The 24,692-nt window shown below is 62.2% G+C and carries 26 protein-coding genes; 12 read left to right on the top strand and 14 right to left on the bottom strand.

Annotated elements, in window-relative coordinates; translation table 11 throughout:
* Positions 1 to 32 precede the first annotated feature (32 nt).
* The 5 genes from Q8R10_RS13560 to Q8R10_RS13540 all read right to left on the bottom strand — a co-directional run bounded on the left by Q8R10_RS13560 (position 33) and on the right by Q8R10_RS13540 (position 4,626).
* The gene (locus tag Q8R10_RS13560; protein ID WP_305654361.1) at positions 33 to 1,385 is read right to left on the bottom strand and encodes a sensor histidine kinase; all 1,353 of its coding nucleotides are present in this window, start codon (positions 1,383 to 1,385) and stop codon (positions 33 to 35) included.
* A complete protein-coding gene (locus Q8R10_RS13555; protein WP_305654360.1) occupies positions 1,382 to 2,050 on the bottom strand; it encodes a response regulator transcription factor in 669 nt (222 codons plus the stop codon). The genes Q8R10_RS13560 and Q8R10_RS13555 overlap by 4 nt, the downstream gene beginning before the upstream one ends.
* Positions 2,050 to 2,385: a PepSY domain-containing protein gene (locus Q8R10_RS13550; RefSeq protein WP_305654359.1), complete on the bottom strand. Its 336-nt coding sequence runs from the start codon at positions 2,383 to 2,385 to the stop codon at positions 2,050 to 2,052. The genes Q8R10_RS13555 and Q8R10_RS13550 overlap by 1 nt, the downstream gene beginning before the upstream one ends.
* A gap of 269 nt (positions 2,386 to 2,654) precedes the next feature.
* Complete coding sequence (locus tag Q8R10_RS13545) at positions 2,655 to 2,963, bottom strand: PepSY domain-containing protein (protein WP_305654358.1); 309 nt, start codon at positions 2,961 to 2,963, stop codon at positions 2,655 to 2,657.
* A gap of 97 nt (positions 2,964 to 3,060) precedes the next feature.
* Positions 3,061 to 4,626, bottom strand: coding sequence for a sigma-54-dependent transcriptional regulator (locus Q8R10_RS13540; protein WP_305654357.1), 1,566 nt, complete (start codon positions 4,624 to 4,626; stop codon positions 3,061 to 3,063).
* A gap of 470 nt (positions 4,627 to 5,096) precedes the next feature.
* Between Q8R10_RS13540 and phhA the strand changes: the two genes are divergently transcribed.
* Positions 5,097 to 5,879 carry a phenylalanine 4-monooxygenase gene (gene phhA / locus Q8R10_RS13535; protein ID WP_305654356.1) on the top strand — a complete coding sequence of 261 codons (783 nt, stop codon included), beginning with the start codon at positions 5,097 to 5,099 and terminating at the stop codon, positions 5,877 to 5,879.
* A gap of 22 nt (positions 5,880 to 5,901) precedes the next feature.
* Complete coding sequence (locus Q8R10_RS13530) at positions 5,902 to 6,261, top strand: 4a-hydroxytetrahydrobiopterin dehydratase (RefSeq protein ID WP_305654355.1); 360 nt, start codon at positions 5,902 to 5,904, stop codon at positions 6,259 to 6,261.
* Between the two features lie 168 nt (positions 6,262 to 6,429).
* Here Q8R10_RS13530 and maiA read toward each other — a convergent pair whose 3' ends face one another.
* The 6 genes from maiA to Q8R10_RS13500 form a co-directional block, all read right to left on the bottom strand.
* Positions 6,430 to 7,080: a maleylacetoacetate isomerase gene (maiA, locus tag Q8R10_RS13525; protein WP_305654354.1), complete on the bottom strand. Its 651-nt coding sequence runs from the start codon at positions 7,078 to 7,080 to the stop codon at positions 6,430 to 6,432.
* Between the two features lie 115 nt (positions 7,081 to 7,195).
* The gene (locus Q8R10_RS13520; protein WP_305654353.1) at positions 7,196 to 8,179 is read right to left on the bottom strand and encodes a fumarylacetoacetate hydrolase family protein; all 984 of its coding nucleotides are present in this window, start codon (positions 8,177 to 8,179) and stop codon (positions 7,196 to 7,198) included.
* Positions 8,176 to 9,318: a homogentisate 1,2-dioxygenase gene (locus tag Q8R10_RS13515; protein ID WP_305654352.1), complete on the bottom strand. Its 1,143-nt coding sequence runs from the start codon at positions 9,316 to 9,318 to the stop codon at positions 8,176 to 8,178. Before Q8R10_RS13515 ends, Q8R10_RS13520 begins: the two co-directional genes overlap by 4 nt.
* Before the next feature lie 224 nt (positions 9,319 to 9,542).
* Positions 9,543 to 10,637, bottom strand: coding sequence for a 4-hydroxyphenylpyruvate dioxygenase (gene hppD, locus Q8R10_RS13510; protein ID WP_305654351.1), 1,095 nt, complete (start codon positions 10,635 to 10,637; stop codon positions 9,543 to 9,545).
* Positions 10,638 to 10,916: 279 nt separating this feature from the next.
* Positions 10,917 to 11,495, bottom strand: coding sequence for an NAD(P)H-dependent oxidoreductase (locus Q8R10_RS13505; RefSeq protein WP_305654350.1), 579 nt, complete (start codon positions 11,493 to 11,495; stop codon positions 10,917 to 10,919).
* A gap of 55 nt (positions 11,496 to 11,550) precedes the next feature.
* Positions 11,551 to 11,970 (bottom strand): MerR family transcriptional regulator, encoded by a 420-nt coding sequence (locus Q8R10_RS13500; protein WP_305654349.1) that lies wholly within the window; start codon positions 11,968 to 11,970, stop codon positions 11,551 to 11,553.
* Positions 11,971 to 12,165: 195 nt separating this feature from the next.
* Between Q8R10_RS13500 and Q8R10_RS13495 the strand changes: the two genes are divergently transcribed.
* Genes Q8R10_RS13495 through Q8R10_RS13475 form a run of 5 tightly spaced genes read left to right on the top strand, consistent with a single transcriptional unit; the run spans position 12,166 to position 14,583 of the window.
* Positions 12,166 to 12,492, top strand: a complete 327-nt coding sequence (locus Q8R10_RS13495; protein WP_305654348.1) for an isochorismate lyase — start codon at positions 12,166 to 12,168, stop codon at positions 12,490 to 12,492.
* Between the two features lie 40 nt (positions 12,493 to 12,532).
* The gene (locus Q8R10_RS13490; RefSeq protein ID WP_305654347.1) at positions 12,533 to 12,979 is read left to right on the top strand and encodes a protein tyrosine phosphatase family protein; all 447 of its coding nucleotides are present in this window, start codon (positions 12,533 to 12,535) and stop codon (positions 12,977 to 12,979) included.
* Positions 12,980 to 12,990: 11 nt separating this feature from the next.
* Positions 12,991 to 13,569 (top strand): metal-dependent hydrolase, encoded by a 579-nt coding sequence (locus tag Q8R10_RS13485; RefSeq protein ID WP_305654346.1) that lies wholly within the window; start codon positions 12,991 to 12,993, stop codon positions 13,567 to 13,569.
* Complete coding sequence (locus Q8R10_RS13480) at positions 13,547 to 14,248, top strand: hypothetical protein (protein WP_305654345.1); 702 nt, start codon at positions 13,547 to 13,549, stop codon at positions 14,246 to 14,248. Before Q8R10_RS13485 ends, Q8R10_RS13480 begins: the two co-directional genes overlap by 23 nt.
* A 29-nt stretch (positions 14,249 to 14,277) precedes the next feature.
* Positions 14,278 to 14,583, top strand: coding sequence for a DUF1272 domain-containing protein (locus Q8R10_RS13475; RefSeq protein WP_305654344.1), 306 nt, complete (start codon positions 14,278 to 14,280; stop codon positions 14,581 to 14,583).
* A 146-nt stretch (positions 14,584 to 14,729) separates the two neighbouring features.
* Here Q8R10_RS13475 and Q8R10_RS13470 read toward each other — a convergent pair whose 3' ends face one another.
* Positions 14,730 to 15,137: a GNAT family N-acetyltransferase gene (locus Q8R10_RS13470; protein WP_305654343.1), complete on the bottom strand. Its 408-nt coding sequence runs from the start codon at positions 15,135 to 15,137 to the stop codon at positions 14,730 to 14,732.
* Between the two features lie 47 nt (positions 15,138 to 15,184).
* The gene (locus Q8R10_RS13465) at positions 15,185 to 15,415 is read right to left on the bottom strand and encodes a VF530 family protein (RefSeq protein WP_305654342.1); all 231 of its coding nucleotides are present in this window, start codon (positions 15,413 to 15,415) and stop codon (positions 15,185 to 15,187) included.
* A gap of 189 nt (positions 15,416 to 15,604) precedes the next feature.
* Between Q8R10_RS13465 and nadE the strand changes: the two genes are divergently transcribed.
* Positions 15,605 to 16,432 (top strand): ammonia-dependent NAD(+) synthetase, encoded by an 828-nt coding sequence (gene nadE, locus Q8R10_RS13460; RefSeq protein ID WP_305654341.1) that lies wholly within the window; start codon positions 15,605 to 15,607, stop codon positions 16,430 to 16,432.
* 18 nt (positions 16,433 to 16,450) lie between these two features.
* On the opposite strand, the gene Q8R10_RS13455 is transcribed toward nadE, so the two are convergent.
* Positions 16,451 to 17,470: a zinc-dependent alcohol dehydrogenase family protein gene (locus Q8R10_RS13455; protein WP_305654340.1), complete on the bottom strand. Its 1,020-nt coding sequence runs from the start codon at positions 17,468 to 17,470 to the stop codon at positions 16,451 to 16,453.
* A gap of 180 nt (positions 17,471 to 17,650) precedes the next feature.
* On the opposite strand from Q8R10_RS13455, the gene Q8R10_RS13450 reads away from it, so the two are divergent.
* The 4 genes from Q8R10_RS13450 (at position 17,651) to Q8R10_RS13435 (ending at position 24,603) form a co-directional block, all read left to right on the top strand.
* Positions 17,651 to 18,568: a LysR substrate-binding domain-containing protein gene (locus Q8R10_RS13450; protein ID WP_305654339.1), complete on the top strand. Its 918-nt coding sequence runs from the start codon at positions 17,651 to 17,653 to the stop codon at positions 18,566 to 18,568.
* Positions 18,569 to 18,708: 140 nt separating this feature from the next.
* Positions 18,709 to 19,944 carry an efflux RND transporter periplasmic adaptor subunit gene (locus tag Q8R10_RS13445; protein WP_305654338.1) on the top strand — a complete coding sequence of 412 codons (1,236 nt, stop codon included), beginning with the start codon at positions 18,709 to 18,711 and terminating at the stop codon, positions 19,942 to 19,944.
* Positions 19,945 to 20,041: 97 nt separating this feature from the next.
* Positions 20,042 to 23,218 (top strand): efflux RND transporter permease subunit, encoded by a 3,177-nt coding sequence (locus tag Q8R10_RS13440; protein WP_305654337.1) that lies wholly within the window; start codon positions 20,042 to 20,044, stop codon positions 23,216 to 23,218.
* Entirely contained in the window at positions 23,215 to 24,603 is a 1,389-nt protein-coding gene (locus Q8R10_RS13435) for an efflux transporter outer membrane subunit (protein WP_305654336.1), read from the top strand. Before Q8R10_RS13440 ends, Q8R10_RS13435 begins: the two co-directional genes overlap by 4 nt.
* The last annotated feature ends 89 nt before the right edge of the window (positions 24,604 to 24,692 follow it).

The raw sequence follows: 24,692 nt of genomic DNA, 5'->3' as shown, positions 1-24,692 counted from the left end.
TTCAACCCAGGCAGAGAGCCGTGGGTTTAACCCTAGGGCGCTGGCGCCGGCGCTAACCCTGCGGGCACACCCACCGCGCGGCTCAGTTCGATACTGACGCGCAAGCCCCCCAGCGGGCTGTCCAGCAATTGCAGGCGCCCGTCCCAGGCTTGGACTATATCGCGCACCACCCCCAGCCCCAGGCCATGGCCGGCAACCTGCTCGTCGAGCCGGGTGCCGCGTTCCAGCACCGCCGCGCGGCTGGCCAGGGCAATCCCTGGGCCGTCGTCATCAACCATCAGCACAAAGCCTGCGGCTTGCCTGGCTATAGTCAGCCGCACCTGGCTTTGCGCCCATTTGCAGGCGTTATCTAGCAGATTGCCGAGCAGTTCCAGCAGATCATCACGCTCCCAGGGCAGGCGCAAATCCGTCGGCGCTTGCCAGCTCAGCTGCAATCCGCGCGGATGGATCATCTCCAGGGTGGCGCACAGCCCCGGCAGCTCCTCGGCGCAGACAAACTGCGCACCGGGCAAAGCCTCGCCGGCCAAGCGCGCCCGCGCCAATTCGCGGCTGAGGCGTTGTTCAATCTGCGCCAGTTGTTCGCGCAGGGTGGCCTGCAACTCCGGGTGGGCATTCAGTTCGGCACGGGCCGCCAAACTAAGCAGCACCGCCAGCGGGGTTTTCAGCGCATGGCCAAGATTACCCAGGGCATGCCGCGAGCGCGTCAGGCTCTCGGCGGTATGGGCCAGCAGGTGATTGATTTGTCCCACCAGCGGCTCCAGCTCCTGGGGCACCTGGGTATCGAGCTGACCGCGCTGGCCTTGTTGCAACTGCAGCAATTGCTGGCGGGCCTGCTCCAACGGGCGCAGCGCGCGGCGGATGGTCAGGCGTTGCAGCAGAAAAATCAGCAGCAGTGCGCCCAACCCCAGCGCCAACCCCAAGTACTGCAGGCGCCTAAAGCTTGCCAGCACAGGGCTGTAATCCTTCGCCACGGTGATCGACAAGGGCTGGCCAAAACGCTGGTAATCGGCGCGGTAGACCAGCAATAGCTGGCCCTGGGGGCCATCGCCCAGCTCCGCCTGCAAGCCCGGCGCCGCGCCCCCCGGCAGTTCGCGATCCCACAAGGAGCGAGAACGCCACAGCTGAGTGCTCGCCTCGATGCGAAAATAACTGCCGGAAAGCGGCCGCTGATAACTCGGCGCCAAGCGTTGCTGATCCAGTTGTACGCCCTCTGGGCCACGCACCAAGGAGCTGAGCAAGGTCTCGGCCTGATTGCGCAAACCGGCTTCCAGGTAACTGCGCAGGCCCAGATCAAACAACCACAGGCTGCTTTGCGCCAATAGCAGGCCCACCACCAGCAGCACCGCCAGCAAGCCCAGGCTCAAACGCCGCTGGATCGACCTCAAGTGAGCGCGCCGGTAAAGCGGTAGCCCTGACCGCGACGGGTTTCGATCACCTCACGCCCGAGCTTGCCGCGCAGGCGGTTGACGTGCACCTCCAGCACATTGGAATCGCGCTCGGTCTCGCCGTCATAGAGGTGTTCGGCCAGCTGGCTTTTCGACAGCAATTGCTGCGGGTGCAGCATGAAATAACGCAGCAGCGCGAACTCGGCGGCGGTCAGCTCCACCTCGACGCCGTTGCGGCTGACACACTGGCGGCGTTCGTCCAGCTGCCAACCGGCAACCTGCAAGTGCGGCTGATTGGCCAGGCCATGGGCGCGGCGTAGCAGCGCTTGAATGCGCAGTTGCAACTCTTCGGGGTGAAAGGGTTTGGCCAGATAATCATCGGCGCCGGTTTTCAGCCCCTCGATCCGCTCCGCCCAAGAACTGCGCGCGGTGAGCACCAAGACCGGCGTGACCAGCCCGCCGGCGCGCCATTCGCGCAGCACCTCCAGACCCGATTTACCGGGCAGGCCAAGGTCCAGAATGATCAGGTCATAGGGCTCGCTGGCGCCCTGCTGAAGCGCATCGCGGCCATCGGCCAACCAGTCCACGGCATAGCCCTGACGCGTGAGGCCAACCAGTAACTCGTCGGCCAGGGGCACATGGTCTTCCACCAGCAGCAGGCGCATCAGTCGTCTTCCTCATCCTGCAAAATCCGCCCATCGCGGGCATCCAACTCCAGCTCGCGGACCACGCCAGCGGCGGTCAGCAACTCAATCTCATAGATATAGCGGCCCGCCAGTTCAGCCGACGGGTTCTCCTCCAGCTCCGCCTCCAGCAAGGTTGCCCCAGGGTAACGCTCCAGGGCCGGCTGCATGATTTGCTCAAGCGCCAAAATAACCCCGGCCTGGCGCAAGCGCAGGGCCTCATCCTGATCCAGGTCGCGGGCCTGCGCCCCGACGCTAAGCGCCAGGACAGCCAAGACCAGAATGAGCATGGCGCTGTAGCGGGCGAACCATTTCATTAGGCGATGTCCTAGTTACATGTTGCACACAGCTTTTTTTGTGGGTTAGGCGCGAACCATGGATTGCCAACAACGCAAAACCCGACCGCGCCGTAACCCACCATGGCGTTCGACCGGCAAACCGCATGGTGGGTTACGCGGCGCTTGGCTTACGCAGTGATGCGAACAACCACCGCCCGCGCCGCTAACCCACCCTACGAATTACCGCGCACCAGGCGTCGCCTAACCGACCCGCACGCTTCAACACGTAACGGCTACAGAGCCACTCATTAGGTGTCTTGATGATCTTTAAGCACTTTGCCATTAGTGGCGTCCAACTCCAGGTCCCACTGCAGGCCTTGGGCGTCGTGCAGGTCGACTTCATAGATGTACTGGCCGTTTTCCTGCTCCAGGTCAGTCTCTTCAATGGTCGCGCCAGGGTGCTTGAAAATCGCCGCCGCATTGAGTTTTTCCACCGATTGAATAGTACCGGCAGCGATCAGCTTCTGCGTCTCGTCGGCGCCTAAATCGCGGGCTTGGGCCAGGGCGGCAACGGCGCTGAGGGCGGCAACGGTAAACAGTTTGCTAAATGCGTTCATGGTGTATCTCCTGGGGTGATTGGCTTTCAACGAGGACCAAGGTAATCCACCCGGCTTAACTGAAACTGAATTAGCAGGCCCCGCGCCCGAGAAGCTGCTACTCAATGACCGCCTCTTTGCCCAGGCCATACTGGCGCAGTTTATTGGCGATGGTGGTGTGCGATACGCCAAGCCGCTTGGCCAGTTGCCGACTGCTCGGGTGCTGGCCGTAGAGGCGCTCCAGCACGGCTTTTTCGAAGCGCGCCAGAATCGCCTCCAACCCACCCTCCAGGGAGAAATCCCCCAGGGGCTGCGGCGCGCCATAGTCCGGCAGGCGAATATGTCCGGCCTTGATGGTGCCCGCCTCACAGAGCGACACCGCCTGAAACAACACGTTTTCCAGCTGCCGCACATTGCCCGGCCAATGGTAGTGCTGCAGCCGCTCGAAAGCCTGCGCGGATAACGTCGGCAACGGACAGCCGATCTGCCGGCTGGCCTGATCAAGAAAGTGCGCCGCCAGCGGTGCCAGCCCATCCAGGCATTCGCGCAGCGGCGGGATATGCAGGCTGAGCACATTCAAGCGGTGATAGAGATCCTGGCGGAACTCGCCCCTGGCGCACAGCGCCGAGAGATCCACCTGGGTGGCGCAGATCACCCGCACATCCAGGTACACCTCCTCGTCGCTGCCGACCCGGCGAAAGCCGCCATCCTGCAAGAAGCGCAGCAGCTTGGCCTGCATCCGCGGGCTCATCTCGCCGACCCCGTCGAGAAACAGCACGCCACCGGCGGTCAATTCCAGCAGGCCAAGTTTGCCCTCCGGCCGCGCGCCAGCGAAGGCGCCGGGACCGTAGCCGAACAGCTCGGTCTCGGCCATCGACTCCGGCATCCCGGCGCAATTCAGCGCCATAAACGGTGCCTGGCCGCGCGGACTGGCCAGATGGCAGGCGCGCGCCAGCAACTCCTTGCCGGTACCGGTTTCGCCCTCGATCAGTAAGGGCGCATCCAGCGGCGCCATCCGTCGAGCCTCACGGACCACCGCAGCCATGATTTTTGAGCTTTGAAAGATGCTGTCGAAGCCGCGCAACTCCTGCTTGCGCACCTGATAAATCCGCTCGCCGACGCGGTCGGCGCGGTGTAGGGTCAAGACCGCGCCGGCCAGGGCTTCACTGTCATCGTGGGCGGTTTGCAGCGGAGCGATATCAGCCAGAAACACATCGCCCTTGACCTTGACCCGCAGGCCATTGATCCGCGACGGGTTGGCGCGCACCAGTGTCGGCAAATCAAAGTCTTCGACGTAGTGTGCCAACGCCAGCCCCGGCACCTCGTCCACCCGCACGCCCAACAACTGCGCCGCCGCACGGTTGGCCGCGACTATCGCGCCGCCCATGTCGATCGACAACACCGGAAACTCCAGCGCGCCGAGCAAGGCATTCAACTCCAGGTGGCGGCGCTCGCTGGGCATCAGGCCGACCCGCTTGACCCCGAACACCCCAGGCAACGCCTCGAACTGGGCGCGCAACGACTGGAACTGCAGATTGATCAGGTTCGGGCAATGCAGATAGATGGCATTACCCTGCTCGCCCCCCACCTCGCCACGAGCCACATTGACGCCGTACTCCACCAACAGATTGAGGATGTCGCGCAGGATGCCGACGCGGTTCTGGCAGTGAACTTTGATTCTCATCGCAAAGGCCCTGGGGGTGTTGGTGGCGAGTTAAGGGGAATATTTTCTAAACCACGGACAAATTATCGTCAAGAAAACCTTCCAGACAACCACTGCAGCATGGAGCAATTCTGCCGACTGACAATAAGCGTAACTATATCGTTACAAAATACTAGCCTTGAGCTGCCGACGCACCCCCGCCAGAGGGCTGCGTCGGGCAACGCACTGCGCTATTGCTAGGGCACCGAGATCGTAGGATGGGTTGAGCGCAGCGATACCCATCACTGCCAGGGCTAAACGCTGAAAAGCACCGGCCTGGCCAGTGTGTATGACTGGATTGATCGCTGCGTGATGGTTGATGGGTATCGCCAAGCTCAACCCATCCTACAAAAGGCTGCGACCGACTCAAGCAATGTCGTAGGCATAGCCAGTGCCGCAGGCATAGCCAATGATGCAGTCATAGCCGAACAAAAGAGCCAACAGGAGTCGCCATGAGCACCCAATACGTGGCCCGCCAGCCCGACGCGCAAGGTTTTATCGACTACCCGGACAGCGAGCATCAGGTCTGGCACCAGCTGATCAGCCGCCAGCTGCAGCTGATCGAGGGCCGCGCCTGTCAGGAGTATCTGGACGGTATCGAGCAGCTCGGCCTGCCCCATGAGCGCATTCCGCAACTGGCCGAGATCAACCGGGTGCTGGGCGCCACCACCGGCTGGCAAGTGGCGCGAGTGCCGGCGCTGATTCCGTTTCAGACATTTTTCGAGCTACTGGCCAGCAAGCGCTTCCCGGTGGCGACTTTTATCCGCACGCCCGAGGAACTCGATTACCTGCAAGAGCCGGACATTTTCCACGAGATTTTCGGCCACTGCCCGCTGCTGACCAACCCCTGGTTCGCCGAGTTCACCCAGGCCTATGGCAAGCTCGGCCTGCAGGCCAGCAAAGAGCAGCGCGTCTACCTCGCCCGCCTGTACTGGATGACCATCGAGTTCGGCCTGGTCGACACACCCCAGGGGCGCAGAATCTATGGCGGCGGCATCCTCTCCTCGCAAAAGGAAAGCCTCTACTGTTTATCGGCGCTGCCTGAACATCTGCCCTTCGACCCCATTGAGGCGATGCGCACGCCCTATCGCATCGACATACTGCAGCCCTTGTACTTCGTCCTGCCGGATCTTAAGCGACTGTTCGAGCTGGCCCATGAAGACCTGATGGCGCTGATTCCCATGGCCATGCAACTGGGGCTGCACCCAGCCAAATTTCCGCCGAAAGCGGCCTAAGCCCATCACTCTGGAGAACCCCATGACCTTACCCCTGAGCCAAGCCCACTGCGAAGCCTGTCAAGCCGGCGCGCCACAGGTCAGCGAGGGCGAATTGCCCGAGCTGATGGGGCAAATTGCCGACTGGAATATCGAAACCCGTGCGAGCGTGATGCAGCTGGAGCGACTCTTCCAATTCAAGAACTTCAAACAGGCGCTGGCCTTTACCAACAGCGTGGGCGCGCTCGCCGAGGCCGAGGGCCATCACCCGGCCCTGCTGACCGAATGGGGCAAAGTCACAGTGACCTGGTGGAGCCACTCGATCCAGGGCCTGCACCGCAACGACTTCATCATGGCGGCGCGCACCGACCAGCTGGCGGCCAGCGCCGAGGGGCGTAAATAAACGCCATGTAGCCGTAGGATGGGTTGAGCGCAGCGATACCCATCGCTACCAAGGTCACTGCAAGGTGCGCATTGGCGGCGCCGGTTTTGGCGAGCGGAGATAGGTGAACTGAGCGTCTCTGAATGATTGATGGGTATCGCCAAGCTCAACCCATCCTACAAAAAGCGGCTACTGCGCATCCGGCTGCTGCTCGGGCGCGGCCTGCTTGAAGGCGGCCAACGCTTCACAGCGGGCGCAGAGGTCGAGAATGCGCGGGTAGGCCTGCAGCTCACAGTTAAACCGTCGGGCGTTGTAGACCTGCGGGATCAGGCAGGCCTCCAGATAACCCGGCCGCTCGCCCAGCGACAATCGCCCGCCAAACGCCGCCAGCCCCTGCTCCACCGCCGCCAAACCAAGCGCCAACCAATGCCGGAGCCAGGCATCTTTCGCCTCATCGCTCACCCCCAGTTCGACCGACAAATACTGCAGCACCCGCAAGTTGTTCAGCGGGTGAATATCACAAGCGATATGCAGTGCCAGCGCCCGCACCTGGGCACGTTGAGCCGGCTCGCTCGGCAACAGGGCCGGCAGCGGGAATACCTCGTCCAGGTACTCAAGAATCGCCAAGGACTGGGCAATCGTCGTCGACCCATCCACCAACAACGGCAGCAAGCCCTGGGGATTGAGCGCCAGGTAGTCCGGTGAATGCTGCTGACCACCGTCTTTAAGCAAGTGCACCGGCACCTGCCGATAACTCAGGCCCTTGAGATTCAGCGCGATGCGCACCCGATAGGCGGCGCTGGAGCGCCAGTAGGAATAGAGCACCAATTCAGTATCCATAAGGCTTCACCCTGTAGGAGCCAGCCGCAAGCAGCTCAGCCCTCATAACGCTCCACCACCTGATCGCGATGATTCCCGAAGACGCTCTGCCGCGTTGGAGCGCGAATAGAGCACCTCAAGGCTCATAGCGTTCCACCCGCTGATCAATGGCGCCGAAAATGCTTTGCCCCTCGGCGTCGAACATCTCGATGCGCACCCGATCACCGAATTTGAGGAACGGCGTGGTCGCCTTGCCGTGCTCGATAGTTTCCAGCATGCGCGTCTCGGCCAGGCAGCTGGAGCCGGCGCTGCGGTCGTAGTTCGACACGGTGCCCGAGCCGATGATGCTGCCGGCGCCCAACACCCGGGTCTTGGCAGCGTGAGCCAGCAGGGTCGGGAAATTGAAGGTCATGTCGACCCCGGCATTCGGCTGGCCAAACAGCCGGCCATTGATCTGCGACACCAGTGGCAGCTGCACTTTGCCGTCCGCCCAGCTGGCGCCCAGCTCGTCCGGCGTGACCGCTACAGGGGAGAAACTCGACGAAGGTTTGCTCTGGTAAAAGCCAAAGCCCTTGGCCAGTTCAGCGGGAATCAAATTACGCAACGACACGTCATTGACCAGCAGCAGCAGCTGGATATGGGCGGCGGCGTCGCTCGGCGAAACGCCCATGGGCACGTCGTCGGTGATCACCGCCACTTCCGCTTCCAGGTCGATGCCCCAGGCCTCATCGGCCGCCAAAATCGGCCCGTGCGGTGGGCTAAAACTGTCGGAACCACCCTGGTAGATTAGCGGCTCAGTCCAAAACGATTCCGGCATCTCGGCGCCACGGGCCTTGCGCACCAGTTCGATGTGATTGACGTAGGCACTGCCATCGGCCCAGTGGTAGGCGCGCGGCAACGGGCTGGCGCAGGCGCTCTGTTCGAAGGCAAACGCCTCGGCCACAAGGCCCGCATTTAGCCGCTGATAGACGGCCTGCAACGGCGCCTGCAGATCGGCCCAGTCATCCAGGGCGGCCTGCAAGGTAGCGGCGATGCCGGGCACCGCCACGGCGTGGCGCAGGTCGCGCGACACCACCAGCAGCACGCCGTCACGGCCTTGATTTAAGGAGGCGAGTTTCATCCGAGTTCCTTGCCTGGGGCTTTCCAGGAGTTGACGTATTCGGGTACATCCACCAACGCGGCGGCCGCACCGATTTCCAGGGCGCGGCGGCTGTCGATCATCAGCGCCACCTCATCGACGAAGCTGGCCGGATCGTCCTGGCTCTTCGCCAACGCTTTGGGGTGCGGGCCGTGGGGGAAGCCGCTGGGATGCAACGTAACCATCCCGGCCTCGATATTGTCGCGGCTGAAGAAATTGCCGCTGTGGTAGAAAATCGCTTCGTCGTACTCCTCGTTGCTGTGGAAGAACGGCACCTTCAACGCCCCCGGATCGCTTTCCACCGGGCGCGGGCAAAAGGTGCTGATGACGAAATTCTTCGCCATAAAGGTGCTGTGAGCCGAGGGCGGCAAATGGTAGCGATGGCTCATCAGCGGGCGAATATCGCGCCAATTCAGGCGCACCACCGTGTTGTCACCATGCCAGCCGACCGCGTCCAGCGGGTTAAACGGATAGGTGACGGTACTGAGCTGGTTATGCCGCTTGATCCGGATCTGCCAGGTGTTCTCGTCCTGCTGAGCCTTGAACGCCTCGTTCAGATGCGGGTGCTCAAGCACCGCCGGATCGAACAGTGCATGGGGGCCTACCAGGCCTCTGTCCGGCAGTTGGTAAGCGCCATCGGTGCTTTCGATCAGCAAGATAAAGCAGGGTTCTGCGGTCTCGATACGCCAGGCGGTGCCGCGCGGCACCAGCAGGTAATCGCCATCGCGAAACGGCAGATGACCGAAGTCGCAATACAAATCCCCGGCCCCCTCATGCACGAACAACAGGTCGTCGCCGTCGCTGTTGCGCACCAGGTGGCGCATTGCGCCGTGGGTCTTCCACACCCGCAGTTGCAGGTCGCTGTTATGCAACGTGACGGGGGCCAGCAGCGGACAATCGCGCTCACTGGCAATCGTATTGAAGTTGAAGGCATGCGGACGCAGCGGCCCTTCCCAGTCGATCCAGGCGGTCGGTGGATGCTTGTGGTGCAGATGAGTGACCGGGCCAAAAAAGCCCTCACGGCCCATCTCCCGCTCATAGGTGCCGGCGGGAAAATCGCAATGGGCTTGGCGCGAACAATCGCCTTCACGCAGGGGAAAATTGATCCATTTACTGCTCATAACACCTCCTCGATGTAACGCCTTGCTTTGTCTTTGCGTAGGGTGGGTTAGGCGCACAACAGGGTGGCCCAGACACCGCCGAACCCGGTTGCGCCGTAACCCACCATGGTGCTCTACCGTTGTAGCGCGTGGTGGGTTACGCGGCGCCCATGCATTGCAGTGTTCGAACCTGCGGGGTTATGCGCCGCTAACCCACCCTACGGTTTTGGATGCGCCCCACCCGATCACTCCGCTTTGAGCGTGCCGCGCTGGATCTGATCCTCCTCGATCGACTCGAACAAGGCCTTGAAGTTACCCTCGCCAAAGCCCTGATTGCCTTTGCGCTGGATGATCTCGAAGAAAATCGGGCCGATCACCGTCTTGGTGAAAATCTGCAGCAAGATACCGTCATCGGCCGGCGCACCGTCGAGCAAAATCCCCAGCTCGCGCAACGCTTCGGTGGGCTCGCCATGGCCGGCGACGCGTTGGTCGAGCTTGGCGTAATAGCTGTCCGGGGTACTCAGAAAATCCACGCCGTTGGCGCGCAACTGGCGCACGCTGGCGTAGATATCGTCGCTACTGAGGGCGATATGCTGGATTCCTTCGCCGTGGTACTCGCGGATAAATTCTTCGATCTGCGACTTATCGTCCGCTGACTCATTGATCGGGATACGGATCTTGCCGCAGGGCGCGGTCATGGCCCGTGACAGCAGGCCGCTGAGTTTGCCCTCGATGTCGAAATAGCGAATCTCGCGAAAGTTGGCGATGCGCGCATAAAAACCCGACCAGACATCCATCTGCCCACGTTTGACGTTGTGGGTCAGGTGATCCATCTCCAACAGGCCCACTGCATGATCCTGCGGCGTGCGACCGGGAATGTAGTCAAAGTCCACGTCGTAGATGCTGTTGTCGCAGCCGTCGTGGGGGTAACGGTCGACCAGATACAGCAAGGAGCCGCCGATACCCTCGACGCAGGGGATATTCAACTCGCCAAAGTTGGCGTGGCTGCCGACCAGATTGCCGCCGTGGGCCGCCACATAGGCCGCAGCCTTGGCTGCATTGGCAACCCGAAACGCCATGGCGCAGGCACTCGGCCCGTGCTGCTCGGCAAACTCGCGCACATGCCCGGTGGGGCTGCCATTCAGGACGAAATTGATGTCGTTTTGCTGGAATAAAAACACTTCCTTGGAGCGGTGTTTGGCGGTTTCGGTAAAGCCCATGGCCCGGAACAACTGGCGCAACTGTTCAATGCCGGCCGGGGTTGGCGCGGTGTATTCGACGAACTCGAAGCCGTCGGTACCGATGGGATTGTGTGTGTCGATTGCCGTCATATTGTTCATCCTGCCCCCTGATGTTGAGCCCAAGTCCGGCCGCCTGCAGATGCCAGGTGCCAAGTCACTATCGCTCCATCACAGCCGAGCAGCGGTCGCGCAACAAGGGCCGAGACCGCCAAGGCCGGCGATGGCAATCCCAAGCAGTGGCAGCTTTAGCTTACAAGCCAAAGCCGACGGCCCGACGGCACCGCGACAGGCATTGGCTGCGTAACGATTTATTGCCACGACGGTGCGACAAACTGCCGCTTAACCGTTCAGCAGCCAAGGGCCAACTCGCGATTTGGTTTAGACCCGCGCCGCCAGGGCGCCGGCCTTGCTCAACCAGGCCTGGCGTTGCGCCAGGCTGGAGCTGATCAGCGGGCCAAACATTAGCGTCTTTAGCGGTTTGATGCCGCAAAAGGCCAGGGTAGTTTTTTCCAGCTGATGGATCGCTGGCATGCGGTAGACCCATTTGAAATACCAAGGCGGGGTGTCCATCGGCACCAACAGATGGGCGGTGCGCCCACTTAGCAGTTGGTCCGGGAAGGCCGCACCGGCGCGGTACTTAAAGGCAAAGCCGGGCAAAAACAGCCGATCGAGAAAGCCTTTTAAGAGTGCCGGCACCCCGCCCCACCAAATCGGGAACACCAAGCACAGATGCTCGGCCCAACTGATTGCCGCCTGCGCCGCCAGCAAGTCCGGTTCCAGGGCCTGAATGCGCTGATAACCCGCGTGCAAAACCGGGTCGAATGCCAGCTCGCCTAAACGCAGCAAGCGCACCTCATGGCCGGCCGCGCTGGCGGCTGCGACATAGGCCGCGCTGAGCGCACCGCAATAACTGGCGCTCGCCGGATGCGCCAAAATCACCAAAATTCGCTTAGCCATGTTGCCCACTCCAGAACCGAAGTGCGCAGCTTAAGGTCTGCCCTTAGTGGCAGAGTCAAGCAAGCCTTGCTAGTCGATTGTCAGGCGCCAGCTCGCAGGGCACAAAGTCTGTTGCCGGCAGCTCGGCGCCGGCTAAACAACTGCGAATTTCAACCTCGACCTGGCCCAGACGCAGGTCCAATGCTTGCAGTCGGGCTATCTCGGCCCGGACGCTGAGGCGCTTGTCGGCAATCGCTGCGGCCAGCGCCAGCCAGTCCGGTTCAGCGCCGCGCCCGGCCAATACCGCGCAAAGCTCCGCCAGGCGAAATCCCAAGCCTTGCGCCTGCTTGATCAGCTGAATCAACAACAGTTCATCCGCCCCATAGACCCGATACGCCCCCGCCCGCTGCACCTGTCCGAGCAACCCCAGCGCCTCATAATGACGAATCGCCTTGACCGATGCGCCTGCCAGCTTGGCCACTTCACCGATATACATACACACGCCTATACATAGTCACTCCTGATCAGCACGCCGGATGCGTCATCTACACAGCCTAACCATTGCCAGCGCACAGGCCTAGGCCGACGGCTGGACAGGCTAAACGCAACTGCGTAGTTTCGCCGGACTTGCTGCGTCGCCGCCTGAGCCATCGCCAGCAAGGCTTTACCCCTGGAGCTAAAGGAACTGCAAATGGACATTGAACAGCACAAAAAACCCGGCGACTGCAGCGACATGAGCGAGATTCGCGCCGAAATCGACCGTCTCGATCGCGCTGTGATTGCCTTGCTCGGACAACGCTTTAAATACGTGCAAGCCGCCGCAAAATTTAAGACCTCGGCAACCGCCGTGCGCGCCCCCGAGCGTTTTACCGCCATGCTGCAACAACGCCGCGAATGGGCCGCCGAGGAACAATTAAATCCCGATGTTATTGAAAAACTTTACAGCGACTTGGTGAAGCACTTTATTGCCGAAGAGCTGCATCAGTGGCAGCAAGAACACATGATCACCCAGGAATAAAAATCACCTCGTTTATCCTCAACTTATTGGCAGAGAGAATATGGACGCGGAAAACACCCATCAAGTATTCGAATGGCTCTGGTCGTCAGGGCAACTGTCGCCGGCCGACATCCAGCAACTGCCGGCGCTGGGGATTAGCGCGGTGATCAATCTGGCGCCACCGAACTCCTCCAATGCCTTGCCCGGCGAGGCGGAATTGGTCGCCGCCCAGGGCCTGGCTTATGTGCAAATCCCGGTGGACTGGTTGCAGCCCGACCCCGCGCAATTTATGCAGTTTGTCGGCGTGCTGCAGGCCTTCGCCGGGCGCAAGCTGTGGCTGCATTGCGCGAAAAATATGCGCGCCTCGGCGTTTGTTTACCTCTATCGCAAGCTGATCTTGAGCGAGACCGAGGACGCTGCCAGCCTGCCGATGCGCGAGGTGTGGAGCCCCAATCCGGTGTGGCAAAACTTTATCAATCAAGTAACCACCGGCCACGCCCAACCTTAGAGCTAATCCCAATGCCCACCATACTCACTCACGCCGCCGTTCCGCTGGCCCTAGGCCTTGGCTTGGGCAGCCGTCTGCTGCCGCCGCGCTTGCTGTTAGCCGGGGTGCTGGCGGCGATGCTGCCGGATCTGGACGTTATCGCCTTTTTGCTGCACATCCCCTATGCGGATGATTTTGGTCATCGCGGCATCAGCCACTCGCTGTTGTTTGCCCTGGCAGTAGGCTTGTTGGCGCTGCTCGCGGCGCCGCAGTTGCGCAGTTCGCGCTGGCTAGCGTTGGCCTTTATCAGCCTGGCCGGCGCCTCCCATGGTTTGCTCGATATGTTCACCAACGGTGGCTTGGGTGTAGCGCTGTGGTGGCCCTGGTCGGGCGAGCGATTGTTTATGCCCTGGCAGGTGATTGAGGTATCGCCCCTGACCTTGCAACGGCTGCTTAGCCCACGGGGCGTGGCGGTGCTGCAGTCGGAATTATTCTGGGTCTGGCAGCCGGCTCTGGCGCTGACTTGCGCCTTGCTGATGCTGCGCAAAATCGGCAGCATGGGCCATCAATCCACAGGGACGAGCGGCAATGGATATCACCCAGATCGTTAATGACGCCACTGAAACCCAGGTAAAAACCGTCCTGGCGCAACTGCTCAGCCAGTACCTGAACCCGGCTTTCGGCGCGCTGCCGAAAACCGAGGTGGAGCTGATGATGCTCAATGCCCTCGGCCAACTGGGTGCCATCAACGCCGAACCTCAGGTCTATGAGCTGGTCTCCAAGCTGCGCGTGAGCCGCGCCAAGGCCCGTGGCCTGATCTACAACCGTGAGCTGCGCCAGTCGTCCAGCGCCGATCTCGACCTCAAGGTGAAGACCCTGCTCAAGCGCCCGTTGCTACAGAAAGACGGCGAACTGTTTGTGCTGGAGGTGGATAACCCGCTGGTGGCCGAACACCTGCGCGCCAAGGTGCAACAACTTGGTTACGTCTCCGACGGCTCGTTTTCACCGAGTTTGATCAAGCTCGGGCTCGAGGCCATTTGCGCGCTGATCGAGGCGCTGCTTAGCGCCGATGAGATCCGCCAGGTCAAGGCCGCGCTGATCGCCGCCGGCGCGCCCGACACCTCCTTCAACGGCGTGCTGAAAGCCACCCTGAAAAAGCTCGCCCACAAGCTGGCGGCCGACAGTGGCGAGGCATTGATGAGCAAAGCCGCCGAGCTGATGGGGCCGCTTATCGATGCCGGCGTTGCCGTGCTGACCAGCAAAGCCCGCGAGCTATTCAGCCCTGAATAGTTATTGAACACTTAACTAGGAGAGTCGCCATGCTGGAACTTCGCCCCTCATGCGAGCACTGCAACACCGCCCTGCCCGCCCAGTCGCTGGAGGCGCGCATCTGCTCCTTCGAATGCACCTTTTGCGCGACCTGCGTTGAGCTACTGAGCAATGTTTGCCCCAACTGTGGCGGCGGCTTTGCCCCACGACCGATCCGCCCGGCGCACAACCACAGGGGCGACAATTACCTCGGCCAGTATCCTGCCAGTAGCCAGGTCAAATATCGGCCGGTGGATCTGACCGCTCATGCCTTGTTTGCCGCTGCGCTGCAACAGCTACCAGCCGAGCAACGCTGAGGCGCAGCACGGTAATTCGTAGGGTGGGTTAGCGGCGCGGACGGTGGTTGTTTGCATCACCGCGCAAGCCGGGCGCAGCGTAACCCACCATGCAAAAGCTGTGTGCAACACGTAACTGGTACATAGCCTAAATAAATGCTGCTGGATCAATGCTCGGTGCCGGCGTAGATCCACATCGGCGCCGTTTGCCCCGCGCGCACAAAGCCCAGCGCCTGATAAAACTCAATGGCCTGACCATCGGCAGTCAGCATTTGCTGATGAAACCCTGCATAACGCTGCAGCAGCGCGGCCATCATCTGCCGGCCGATGCCTTGGCCTTGCGCGCTCGGGTGCACCAGCATATGCGGGAAATAGACCACCAGATGGCCATCCGAAATAGCGTTGCCCAAACCGACCAGTTTGCCGTCCATACGCGCGGTCACCAGGCTGTGCGAGTTACGCAAAGCCGCCAGTAGCTCATTCGGCTTCTCGGCTGACGACCAAGCGTTGGCCTGATAAAGCGCCAGCACTTCTGCCGTGTCGAGCTGGTCCTGCATGGATATTGCGACCTGCATGCTACCTCCTTGCTGTTACTGCAACGCCCTTGCTGCGCCGGGCTGGTCTATTGCGACTTGTTGGCCTGAGCTTTACGCATCTGCACAAACAACGCCTCGACACGATCCCGGGCCCACGGGGTTTTGCGCAAGAAGATCAGGCTCGATTTGATATTGGGGTCGTGATTGAAGCAGCGGATATCGATGCGCTGGCCCAAGTCTTCCCAACCGTAATGCGCCACCAATTCTTTCAGCAGCCCTTCGAGGGTGACCCCATGCAGTGGATTTTTTGCGTTCACAGGCCAACCTTGTCGATAAATAAACAGATCAAACGGCCCGCCAGCTTAGAGCAGTGGCCAACGGCGGAAAAGGCCCGGCGCAGTTCTAGCAGTTATGCGGCAGTTCAACGTAAGCTTTAGCGCCTACCACCGGCAATTATCCACCGCCCGTCCTATTTCTCGACCACGCCGCCAACTGAGGACTCCGCCATGACCAATCGCCAAGCCGAAATCGCCGCTGCCCTGAGCGTAGTGCCGCCCTTCGCCGACGAGGCCGCCGTACTGGCAGAAATCCAGCGCCGCAAAAGCTTTATCAAAAACTGCCTGCGTAATGCCGGGCTGAAAGTGCTGGTGCTGGGCATCAGCGGCGGGGTCGACTCGCTGACTGCCGGACGCCTGGCGCAACTGAGCGTCGAAGAGTTACGCGCCGAGACCGGCGATGCGGACTACCGCTTTATCGCCGTGCGCCTGCCCCATAACACTCAGCACGACGAGGACGACGCCCAGGCCTCCCTGCAGTTCATCCACGCCGATCTTGAAGACACGGTGAATATCGCCGCCAGCGTGCTCGGCATGACCAGCGCCGTCAGCGACCTAGAGTCGTTGAGCGCCGCACGCCGCGATTTTGTGGTGGGTAATATCAAGGCGCGGATTCGCATGGTGGCGCAGTTCACCATCGCCAACGCCAACAATGGCCTGGTGATCGGCACCGACCACGCCGCCGAGGCGGTGATGGGCTTCTTTACCAAGTTCGGTGACGGCGCCTGCGACCTGGCGCCGCTGAGCGGTTTGGTCAAAGGCCAAGTGCGGGCCATAGCCCAGCAGCTAGGCGCGCCCGAGACTCTGGTGTTCAAGGTACCGACGGCGGACCTGGAAGAGCTGCGCCCCGGCAAGCCCGACGAAGAATCCCACGGAGTCAGCTACGCGCAGATCGACGCCTTCTTGCATGGCCAGGATGTCGGCGCAGAGGCCTACGCCATCATCGTGCGCACCTACGACAACAGCCAACACAAGCGCGAATTGCCGCTGGTGCCTTAAACCCGCGGTTCGCCGTGCTTAATCCGCCACCCGCAACACCACCCGCCCGCGCGCCGGGCAGGTTTCCATGTACTGGTGCGCCGCCACCACCTGGTCGAACTCAAACACCCGGTCAATCGGCGGCTTCAGCAGCCCCTCGCGGGTCAGCCGATTGATTTCCTGCAAGGCTTGTTGCACCGCTTGCGGGTCGGCCTCGATGCCCATTTCCGGGTGACCGGTAAAGTCCAACAGACAATGGCGATAGAACTGCAGGTGTTTCTTGAACGCGGCACAGGCCGGGAAGGCCGTCTCGTTGCCGCCATTCAGGCCGTACAGAATCAGCTTGCCGCGGGTTGCCGCCAGATCGCCCAGCAGGCTCATCTGCTGGCCGCCACAGGCATCCAGAACAATCTCGGCGCCTTTACCTTGCGTGTACTTTTCAATTGCCAGCACCAGGTCTTGCTCTTCGGTGACCACCACCTGATCGGCGCCCAGGCTGCGCAAAAACTCCCGGTGTTCAGCCGAACTGGTCGAGACAATCACGTGCGCGCCCAGGGCCTTGGCCAGCTGGACGATTTGCGGCGCAAAGCAGTGGCTGGCCTCGGTGATCAGCACATGCTGGCCAGGCTTTAAACGGCCCAAACTGACCAGCGCGAAGTAGGCGATCAGCAGCGGCGTGTAATGCACGCTGGCTTCGATGGCACTGAGGTTATCCGGGTACAGGGTCAAGGCCGCACGCGGCATCAGCACTAAATCGCCATAGGTCGGATACCTATTGGGGGTGTGTGCCGGGAAGCTGGCGACCTTGCTGCCGATGGCAAACTCGGCCATATCGGCGCCGGCGGCGAGCACTTCGCCGGCCAGTTCCCAGCCGATACCGGCCGGTAACTGCGCCTGTTCGGGCGCCAGGTTTTGCCGCCAGAGCACGTCTTTCCAACTGACCCCGACCGCTTGCACGCGCACCAGCACTTCACCGGGCCCAGGTTCTGGGGTCGGCACTTGTTCGCAGCACAGCACCTCGGCGGCGCCAAATTGGTGAAAGCGAATCACACGGGACATCACCAGCCTCACTCGGTTGATTGCGTATGGTTGGGACTTTATCGAGGCTTGCCCGGCAACACCACCCGCGCGCATCGATAGTCCGTATAAATCACAATGATACGTCGACTTGGATAAGCCTGGCTTGACGCGCGCCTTGGCGGTCGGCAGCCTAGCAAGCTGTCTCGCAGAAGGATCTCCATGAACCGCAACGATTTGCGCCGGGTCGATCTGAATTTACTGATCGTCTTCGAAACCCTGATCCATGAACGCAGCGTCACCCGCGCGGCCGAGAAACTGTTTCTCGGCCAGCCGGCGATCAGCGCCGCCTTGGCCCGTTTGCGCGCGTTATTTGATGATCCACTGTTCGTGCGTACCGGGCGCAGCATGGAGCCGACCCCAAGGGCGCTGGAAATCTTCGCCCTGCTAACCCCGGCGCTGGACTCGATCTCCACCGCCATCAGCCGCGCCGCCGAGTTCAATCCGGCCACCAGCACCACGGTGTTTCGCATCGGTTTGTCCGATGACGTCGAGTTCGCCCTGCTGCCGCATTTACTGCGCCGCTTGCGCGCCGAGGCGCCGCACGTGGTGCTGGTGGTGCGCCGCGCCAACTACCTGTTGATTCCCAGCTTGCTGGCCTCCGGGGAAATCTCGGTCGGCGTCTGTTACACCGAAGAGCTGCCCGCCAATGCCAAGCGCAAGACCCTGCGGCGCAGCCAGGCCAAGCTGCTGCGCGCCGACACAGTGCCCGGTCGCCTGAGCCTGGATGACTTTTGCGCCAGGCCCCATGCCCTGGTGTCGTTCGCCGGCGACCTGAATGGTTTTATCGATGACGAACTGGCCAAAATCAGCCGCACCCGCAAAGTGGTGCTGGCCGTGCCGCAGTTCAATGGCCTGGGCACCCTGCTGGCCGGCACCGATCTGCTGGCCATAGTGCCGGACTACACCGCCGCCGCCCTGACCGCCGCCGGAGGTTTACGCGCCGAAGACGTACCCATATCAAGCCACACCTATGAACTGTCGATGGCCTGGCGCGGCGCCCAAGACAACGACCCCGCCGAACGCTGGCTACGGGCGCGCATCCAGATGTTTGTCGGCGACCCAGACAGCCTGACCTAGAGCGGCCACAGCCAGTATCAAGGAAACTCGGCTGCCCATCATTTTCACTGATAGTGACCTTTACGGCGTTCGATTCGCCCCCCGCCTGGGCCAGCAGCAGACTGCGCAGCATCAGAAACTGCCAACTGCTGGAGCGCACCATGCACGGATTATCCAACCCACAGTCAGCCGACTATCGCTACGCCCTGACCTTCGCCGCCTTGCTGCTGCTCAGCGCCTGCGGCAAAAGCGCTCCCGCCGCCGCGCCTCCCGCGCCAAAAGTCAGTGTCGCCCAGGTGCTGCAGCAACCGGTGAACGAGTGGGACGAGCTGACCGGCCGCCTCGAAGCGCCGGAATCGGTGCAGATCCGGCCACGGGTCTCGGGCTATATCGACCAGGTGGCCTTCCACGAAGGGGCGCTGGTTAAAAAAGGCGATTTGTTATTCCAGATCGACCCGCGCCCCTTCGAGGCCGAGGTCAATCACCTCGAAGCCTTAGTGGCGCAAACCCGTGCCAGCCTGCAGCGCAGCAATAATGAGGCGCGCCGTGGCGAACGGCTGCGGGCCAGCAATGCGATCTCGGCGGAGCTGGCCGATGCCCGCAGCAGCGCCGAACTGGAAGCCAAAGCCATGCTCGCTGCCGCCCAGGCGCAGCTGCAAGCGGCGCGGCTGAACCTGAGCTTCACCCAGGTGCGCGCGCCCATCGATGGCCGCGTCAGCCGTGCGCTGATTACCGCCGGCAACCTGGTGAATGCCGGCGACAGCCTGCTGACCACTCTGGTGTCCACCGAGCAGCTGTATGCCTACTTCGATGCCGATGAGCGGGTGTTCCTCAAATACACCGAGTTGGCCCGCCAGGGTGCACGGGGCGACAGCAGCCCGGTGTACCTCGGCCTGGCCGACGAAGAGGGTTACCCGCATCGGGGTCGGATGGACTTTGTCGACAATCAGCTGGACCCGAAAACCGGCACCATCCGCGCCCGGGCCGTCTTCGCCAACCAGGACGGGCGCTTCACGCCGGGCCTCTATGCGCGGCTGAAACTGGTCGGCAGCGGCACCTACGATGCGGTGCTGATCAAGGACCTGGCGGTCGGCACCGACCTGGGCAAGAAGTTCGTGCTGGTACTGGATGGCGACGCCAAGGTCAGTTACCGCGCGGTGGAGCTGGGGCCGAAACTGGCTGGGCTGCGCATCGTGCGCAGCGGCCTCAAGGCTGGCGAGCAGATCGTCGTCAATGGCCTGCAACATGCCCGCCCCGGTATGCCGGTAGAACCCCAGGCGGTCGAGATGGCCGATGCCAGCACCCTGACTGCCCTGGCCCGCGAACGCGACGAACTGGCCGCCAACAACGCCCCGCGCCTGGCCCTGCAAAACCCGCCCGGCAAGCCGCGCAGCTAACTCAGCCAGCTAACTTAACAACAATCTCTGCAATCAGCCCCCACGCCGCATCACCGCGCCGTGGCGGCTGCCCCGCTTTCCAGCCAGGAATGCCTTGATGAACTTCTCGCAATTTTTTATCCAGCGGCCGATTTTCGCCGCCGTGTTGTCGCTGATCATCTTGATCGCCGGCGGCATCTCGCTGTTTCAACTGCCGATCAGTGAATACCCGGAAGTGGTGCCACCGACCGTGGTGGTGCATGCGGCCTTCCCCGGCGCCAACCCCAAGGTCATCGGTGAAACCGTCGCCGCGCCTTTGGAGCAGGCGATCACCGGCGTCGAGCAGATGCTCTATATGTCGTCGCAATCCACCGCCGACGGCAAGCTCAGCCTGACCGTTACCTTCGCCCTGGGCACCAACCTCGACACCGCTCAGGTGCAGGTGCAGAACCGCGTGACCCGCACCATGCCGACCCTGCCGATTGAGGTGCAGCGTCTTGGGGTGACCGTCGACAAAGCCTCCCCCGACCTGACCATGGTGGTGCACCTGACCTCGCCGGATAACCGTTACGACATGCTCTATCTGTCCAACTACGCCAGCCTGAGTATCAAGGACGAACTGGCCAAGTTAAATGGCGTTGGCGATGTCGGGCTGTTCGGCCTGGGCAACTATTCGCTGCGGGTCTGGCTCGACCCCAACAAGGTGGCTTCGCGCGGCCTCACCGCCTCAGATGTGGTCAGCGCCATTCGCGAGCAAAACCGCCAGGTCGCGGCCGGTTCGCTGGGCGCGCCACCGGCGGCGGCCGACAACAGTTTTCAGTTGTCGATCAACACCCAGGGCCGTTTGGTGACTGAGGAGGAGTTTGCCAACATCATCGTCCGCGCTGGCAGTGACGGGCAGATCACCCGCTTAAAAGACATCGCCCGCATCGAGTTGGGCTCCAGCCAATACGCCCTGCGCTCGCTGCTCAACGGCCAGCCGGCGGTGGCCATGCCGGTGTTCCAACGCCCAGGTTCCAACGCCATCGAGATTTCCGATGCGGTACGGGCACGGATGGCCGAACTCAAGCAGAGCTTCCCCGAAGGCGTCGACTATTCCATCGTTTACGACCCGACCATTTTCGTTCGCGGCTCCATCGAGGCGGTAGTCCACACATTGCTGGAAGCCCTGGTGCTGGTGGTGCTGGTGGTGATTTTGTTCTTGCAGACCTGGCGCGCCTCGATCATTCCGCTGGTGGCGGTGCCGGTGTCCTTGATCGGCACCTTCGCGGTCATGCACCTGCTGGGCTTCTCGCTGAATGCCCTGTCGTTATTCGGCCTGGTGCTGGCCATCGGCATTGTGGTGGACGACGCCATAGTCGTGGTGGAGAACGTCGAGCGTAATATCGGCCTGGGCCTGAGCCCGGTGCAAGCCACCCAGAAGGCCATGCGCGAGGTCACCGGGCCGATTGTCGCCACCGCCCTGGTGCTCTGCGCGGTGTTCGTGCCGACCGCCTTTATCTCCGGCCTCAGCGGCCAGTTTTATCAGCAGTTCGCGCTGACCATCGCCATCTCCACGGTGATCTCGGCCTTCAACTCCCTGACCCTGTCGCCGGCCTTGGCCGCGGTGCTGCTGAAAAGCCACGACGCGCCCAAGGATGGTTTTTCCAAACTGCTCGACCGCTTGTTCGGTGGTTGGTTGTTCCGCCCGTTCAACCGCTTCTTCGAGCGCGCCAGCTCAGGCTATGTGCGCAGCGTCAAACGTGTGTTGCGCGGCAGCGCCGTGGCGCTGCTGGTGTATGCCGGCCTGCTCGGCCTGACCGTGCTGGGCTTTAGCACCACGCCAACCGGCTTTGTGCCACCGCAGGACAAGCAGTATCTGGTCGCCTTCGCCCAACTGCCCGACGCCGCCAGCCTGGACCGCACCGAGGCGGTGATTCAACGCATGTCGGCCATCGCCGGCCAGCATCCGGGGGTGGAAAACACCGTGGCCTTCCCGGGCCTGTCGATCAATGGCTTCACCAACAGCCCCAACAGCGGCATCGTCTTCACCCCGCTGAAACCCTTCGATCAGCGCAGCGATCCGTCCATGAGCGCCAGCGCCATTGCCGCCGATTTGAATGCACAGTTCGCCGAAATCCAAGACGCCTATATCGCCATCTTCCCGCCACCGCCGGTGCAAGGCCTGGGCACCATCGGCGGCTTTCGCGTGCAAGTCGAAGACCGTGGCGGCCTGGGTTATGAGGAGCTGTATCAACAGGTGCAGAACGTGATCGCCAAGAGCCGCAACGTGCCGGAACTGGCCGGGCTGTTCAGCAGCTATCAGGTCAACGTGCCGCAAGTGGATGCCGACATCGACCGCGACAAAGCCAAGAGCCACGGCGTGGCCATCGACGAGATCTTCAACACCCTGCAGGTGTACCTCGGCTCGCTGTATGCCAACGACTTCAACCGCTTCGGCCGCACCTATCAGGTCAACGTCCAGGCCGATCAGCAGTTCCGCCTGGAGCCCGAGCAAATCGGCCAACTCAAGGTGCGCAACAACAGTGGCGAAATGGTGCCCTTGTCGACTTTCGTCAAGGTCTCTGACAGTGCCGGCCCGGATCGGGTGATGCATTACAACGGCTTTATTACCGCCGAAATCAACGGTGCGGCGGCTCCCGGTTACAGCTCCGGGCAAGCCGAGGCGGCGATGGAGAAACTGCTCAAAGACGAGCTGCCCAACGGCATGAGTTACGAGTGGACCGAGCTGACCTACCAGAAGATTTTGTCCGGCAACAGCGCCATGCTGGTGTTCCCGCTCTGCGTGCTGCTGGCCTTTTTGGTGCTGGCCGCTCAGTACGAAAGCTGGAGCCTGCCGCTGGCGGTGATTCTGATTGTGCCCATGACGCTGCTGTCGGCGATTACCGGGGTGATTCTGTCCGGGGGCGACAACAACATCTTCACCCAGATCGGCCTGATCGTGCTGGTGGGCCTGGCCTGCAAAAACGCCATCCTGATAGTCGAATTTGCCAAGGAGCAACAGGAGCAAGGCCAGGACCGCTTCGCCGCTGTGCTGCAGGCTTGCCGCCTGCGTCTGCGGCCGATTCTGATGACCAGTTTCGCCTTTATCATGGGCGTGGTGCCCTTGGTGCTGTCCAGCGGCGCCGGCGCGGAAATGCGCCATGCCATGGGCGTGGCGGTGTTCAGCGGGATGCTCGGGGTGACCTTCTTCGGCCTGCTGCTGACGCCGGTGTTCTACGTGCTGATTCGCGGTTTTGTCGAGGCTCGGCAAGCCAAACAGCAAGCCCAGGCTGAAGCTGAGGTGCAGCCATGAAGCACTTTAGTCCGGCTCTATTGGCCTTGGCGCTGAGCGCTTGCAGCGTCGGCCCAAACTATCAAAGCCCGGTCACGGCGCCTGCGACGGTCGCCAGCGCCACGGTCGCTGCCTATGACCGCAGCCACTTCGAATCGCTCTGGTGGCAGCAGTTCGACGACCCGACCCTTAACCAGCTGGTCGTTAAAGCCCTGGCGGAAAACCGCGACCTGCGCGTCGCTTATGCACGGGTGCGGGCGGCCCGCGCCCTGCGTGATGAGGTGGCCTTCAAACAGCTGCCGACTATCACCAGCCGCGCCAGCGCCGAGGGTGGTAAAGGCCAGTTGCCCGGCCAGACCGAGCAGCGCACCAGCACCGAACGCTATGACCTGGGCCTGGACATGCTCTGGGAGCTGGATTTGTTCGGCCGCATTCAGCATCAGCTGGACGCCAGCGACGCCGAGGCCGAGGTGCTGGAAGCCGAGCTGAACCAGCTGCAAGTCAGCCTGCTGGCCGAACTGGTCGATGCCTACGGTAACTTGCGCGGCGCCCAACTGCGCGAGCAGATCGCCCGCAGCAACCTGCACAACCAACAGCAGTCCCGCGACCTGACCGTACAGCTGCGGGATGCAGGAGTCGGCAGTCAGCTCGACGTGTTGCGCGCCGATGCCCGCCTGGCCGCCACCGACGCGACCCTGCCGCAACTGCAAGCCGAGGCGGCCCGTGCCCGAACCCGCATCGCCACCCTGCTCGGCCAGCGGCCTGAGCAGTTGACGGTGGATCTGTCGCCCCGGCCGCTGCCAGTGATTGCCAAGGCCTTGCCGATTGGCGAGCCGAGCGAGTTGCTGCGTCGCCGCCCGGATATTCAGGCGGCGGAACGTCAGCTGGCCGCCGCCACCGCCAATGTTGGGGTGGCCACCGCCGACCTGTTCCCACGGGTGAGCTTGAGCGGCTTTCTCGGCTTCACCGCCGGCCGTGGTTCGCAGCTCGGTTCCTCCGCCGCGCGGGCCTGGGCGGTAGCGCCGAGCATCAGTTGGCCGGCGCTGGACTTGGGCAGCGTGCGAGCCCGCCTGCGAGCCGCCGATGCCAACGCCGATGGCGCCCTGGCCAGTTACGAGCAGCAAGTGCTGCTGGCGCTGGAAGAAGCCGAGAACGCCTTCAACGATTACGCCAAACGCCAGCAACGCTTGTTGGCCCTGGTGCGCCAGTCCGACGCCAGCCGCGCGGCAGCCGAACAAGCCGCAGTGCGCTATCGCGAAGGCACGGTGGATTTCCTGGTGCTGCTGGACGCCGAACGTGAGCGCCTGGCCGCCGAAGACGCCCAAGCCCAGGCCGAAGTCGAGCTGTACCGCGGCATAGTCGCCATCTACAAAGCCCTCGGCGGTGGCTGGCAACTGCAGAGTTAAAGCAACTCCTACTGGGTCGAATTCTTGCGACCACTATCGCCCCACGGCTCTTGCTCCTTGCCGTGGGGCTTTTTTTTGGCTATGTACCA

It is taken from the genome of Pseudomonas sp. (genome assembly GCF_030698175.1).
Taxonomy (GTDB): Bacteria; Pseudomonadota; Gammaproteobacteria; order Pseudomonadales; family Pseudomonadaceae; genus Aquipseudomonas.
The sequence above is the reverse complement of the archived record's forward strand: the minus strand, read 5'-3'. Positions and strand labels throughout refer to the sequence as shown.

What these genes read in the sequence shown, in the direction of transcription:
- Q8R10_RS13555 (WP_305654360.1), bottom strand. Translation starts at nt 2,050, where the DNA reads ATGCGCCTGCTGCTGGTGGAAGACCATGTGCCCCTGGCCGACGAGTTA.
- Q8R10_RS13550 (WP_305654359.1), bottom strand. Translation starts at nt 2,385, where the DNA reads ATGAAATGGTTCGCCCGCTACAGCGCCATGCTCATTCTGGTCTTGGCT.
- Q8R10_RS13545 (WP_305654358.1), bottom strand. Translation starts at nt 2,963, where the DNA reads ATGAACGCATTTAGCAAACTGTTTACCGTTGCCGCCCTCAGCGCCGTT.
- Q8R10_RS13540 (WP_305654357.1), bottom strand. Translation starts at nt 4,626, where the DNA reads ATGAGAATCAAAGTTCACTGCCAGAACCGCGTCGGCATCCTGCGCGAC.
- phhA (WP_305654356.1), top strand. Translation starts at nt 5,097, where the DNA reads ATGAGCACCCAATACGTGGCCCGCCAGCCCGACGCGCAAGGTTTTATC.
- Q8R10_RS13530 (WP_305654355.1), top strand. Translation starts at nt 5,902, where the DNA reads ATGACCTTACCCCTGAGCCAAGCCCACTGCGAAGCCTGTCAAGCCGGC.
- maiA (WP_305654354.1), bottom strand. Translation starts at nt 7,080, where the DNA reads ATGGATACTGAATTGGTGCTCTATTCCTACTGGCGCTCCAGCGCCGCC.
- Q8R10_RS13520 (WP_305654353.1), bottom strand. Translation starts at nt 8,179, where the DNA reads ATGAAACTCGCCTCCTTAAATCAAGGCCGTGACGGCGTGCTGCTGGTG.
- Q8R10_RS13515 (WP_305654352.1), bottom strand. Translation starts at nt 9,318, where the DNA reads ATGAGCAGTAAATGGATCAATTTTCCCCTGCGTGAAGGCGATTGTTCG.
- hppD (WP_305654351.1), bottom strand. Translation starts at nt 10,637, where the DNA reads ATGAACAATATGACGGCAATCGACACACACAATCCCATCGGTACCGAC.
- Q8R10_RS13505 (WP_305654350.1), bottom strand. Translation starts at nt 11,495, where the DNA reads ATGGCTAAGCGAATTTTGGTGATTTTGGCGCATCCGGCGAGCGCCAGT.
- Q8R10_RS13500 (WP_305654349.1), bottom strand. Translation starts at nt 11,970, where the DNA reads ATGTATATCGGTGAAGTGGCCAAGCTGGCAGGCGCATCGGTCAAGGCG.
- Q8R10_RS13495 (WP_305654348.1), top strand. Translation starts at nt 12,166, where the DNA reads ATGGACATTGAACAGCACAAAAAACCCGGCGACTGCAGCGACATGAGC.
- Q8R10_RS13490 (WP_305654347.1), top strand. Translation starts at nt 12,533, where the DNA reads ATGGACGCGGAAAACACCCATCAAGTATTCGAATGGCTCTGGTCGTCA.
- Q8R10_RS13485 (WP_305654346.1), top strand. Translation starts at nt 12,991, where the DNA reads ATGCCCACCATACTCACTCACGCCGCCGTTCCGCTGGCCCTAGGCCTT.
- Q8R10_RS13480 (WP_305654345.1), top strand. Translation starts at nt 13,547, where the DNA reads ATGGATATCACCCAGATCGTTAATGACGCCACTGAAACCCAGGTAAAA.
- Q8R10_RS13475 (WP_305654344.1), top strand. Translation starts at nt 14,278, where the DNA reads ATGCTGGAACTTCGCCCCTCATGCGAGCACTGCAACACCGCCCTGCCC.
- Q8R10_RS13470 (WP_305654343.1), bottom strand. Translation starts at nt 15,137, where the DNA reads ATGCAGGTCGCAATATCCATGCAGGACCAGCTCGACACGGCAGAAGTG.
- nadE (WP_305654341.1), top strand. Translation starts at nt 15,605, where the DNA reads ATGACCAATCGCCAAGCCGAAATCGCCGCTGCCCTGAGCGTAGTGCCG.
- Q8R10_RS13455 (WP_305654340.1), bottom strand. Translation starts at nt 17,470, where the DNA reads ATGTCCCGTGTGATTCGCTTTCACCAATTTGGCGCCGCCGAGGTGCTG.
- Q8R10_RS13450 (WP_305654339.1), top strand. Translation starts at nt 17,651, where the DNA reads ATGAACCGCAACGATTTGCGCCGGGTCGATCTGAATTTACTGATCGTC.
- Q8R10_RS13445 (WP_305654338.1), top strand. Translation starts at nt 18,709, where the DNA reads ATGCACGGATTATCCAACCCACAGTCAGCCGACTATCGCTACGCCCTG.
- Q8R10_RS13440 (WP_305654337.1), top strand. Translation starts at nt 20,042, where the DNA reads ATGAACTTCTCGCAATTTTTTATCCAGCGGCCGATTTTCGCCGCCGTG.
- Q8R10_RS13435 (WP_305654336.1), top strand. Translation starts at nt 23,215, where the DNA reads ATGAAGCACTTTAGTCCGGCTCTATTGGCCTTGGCGCTGAGCGCTTGC.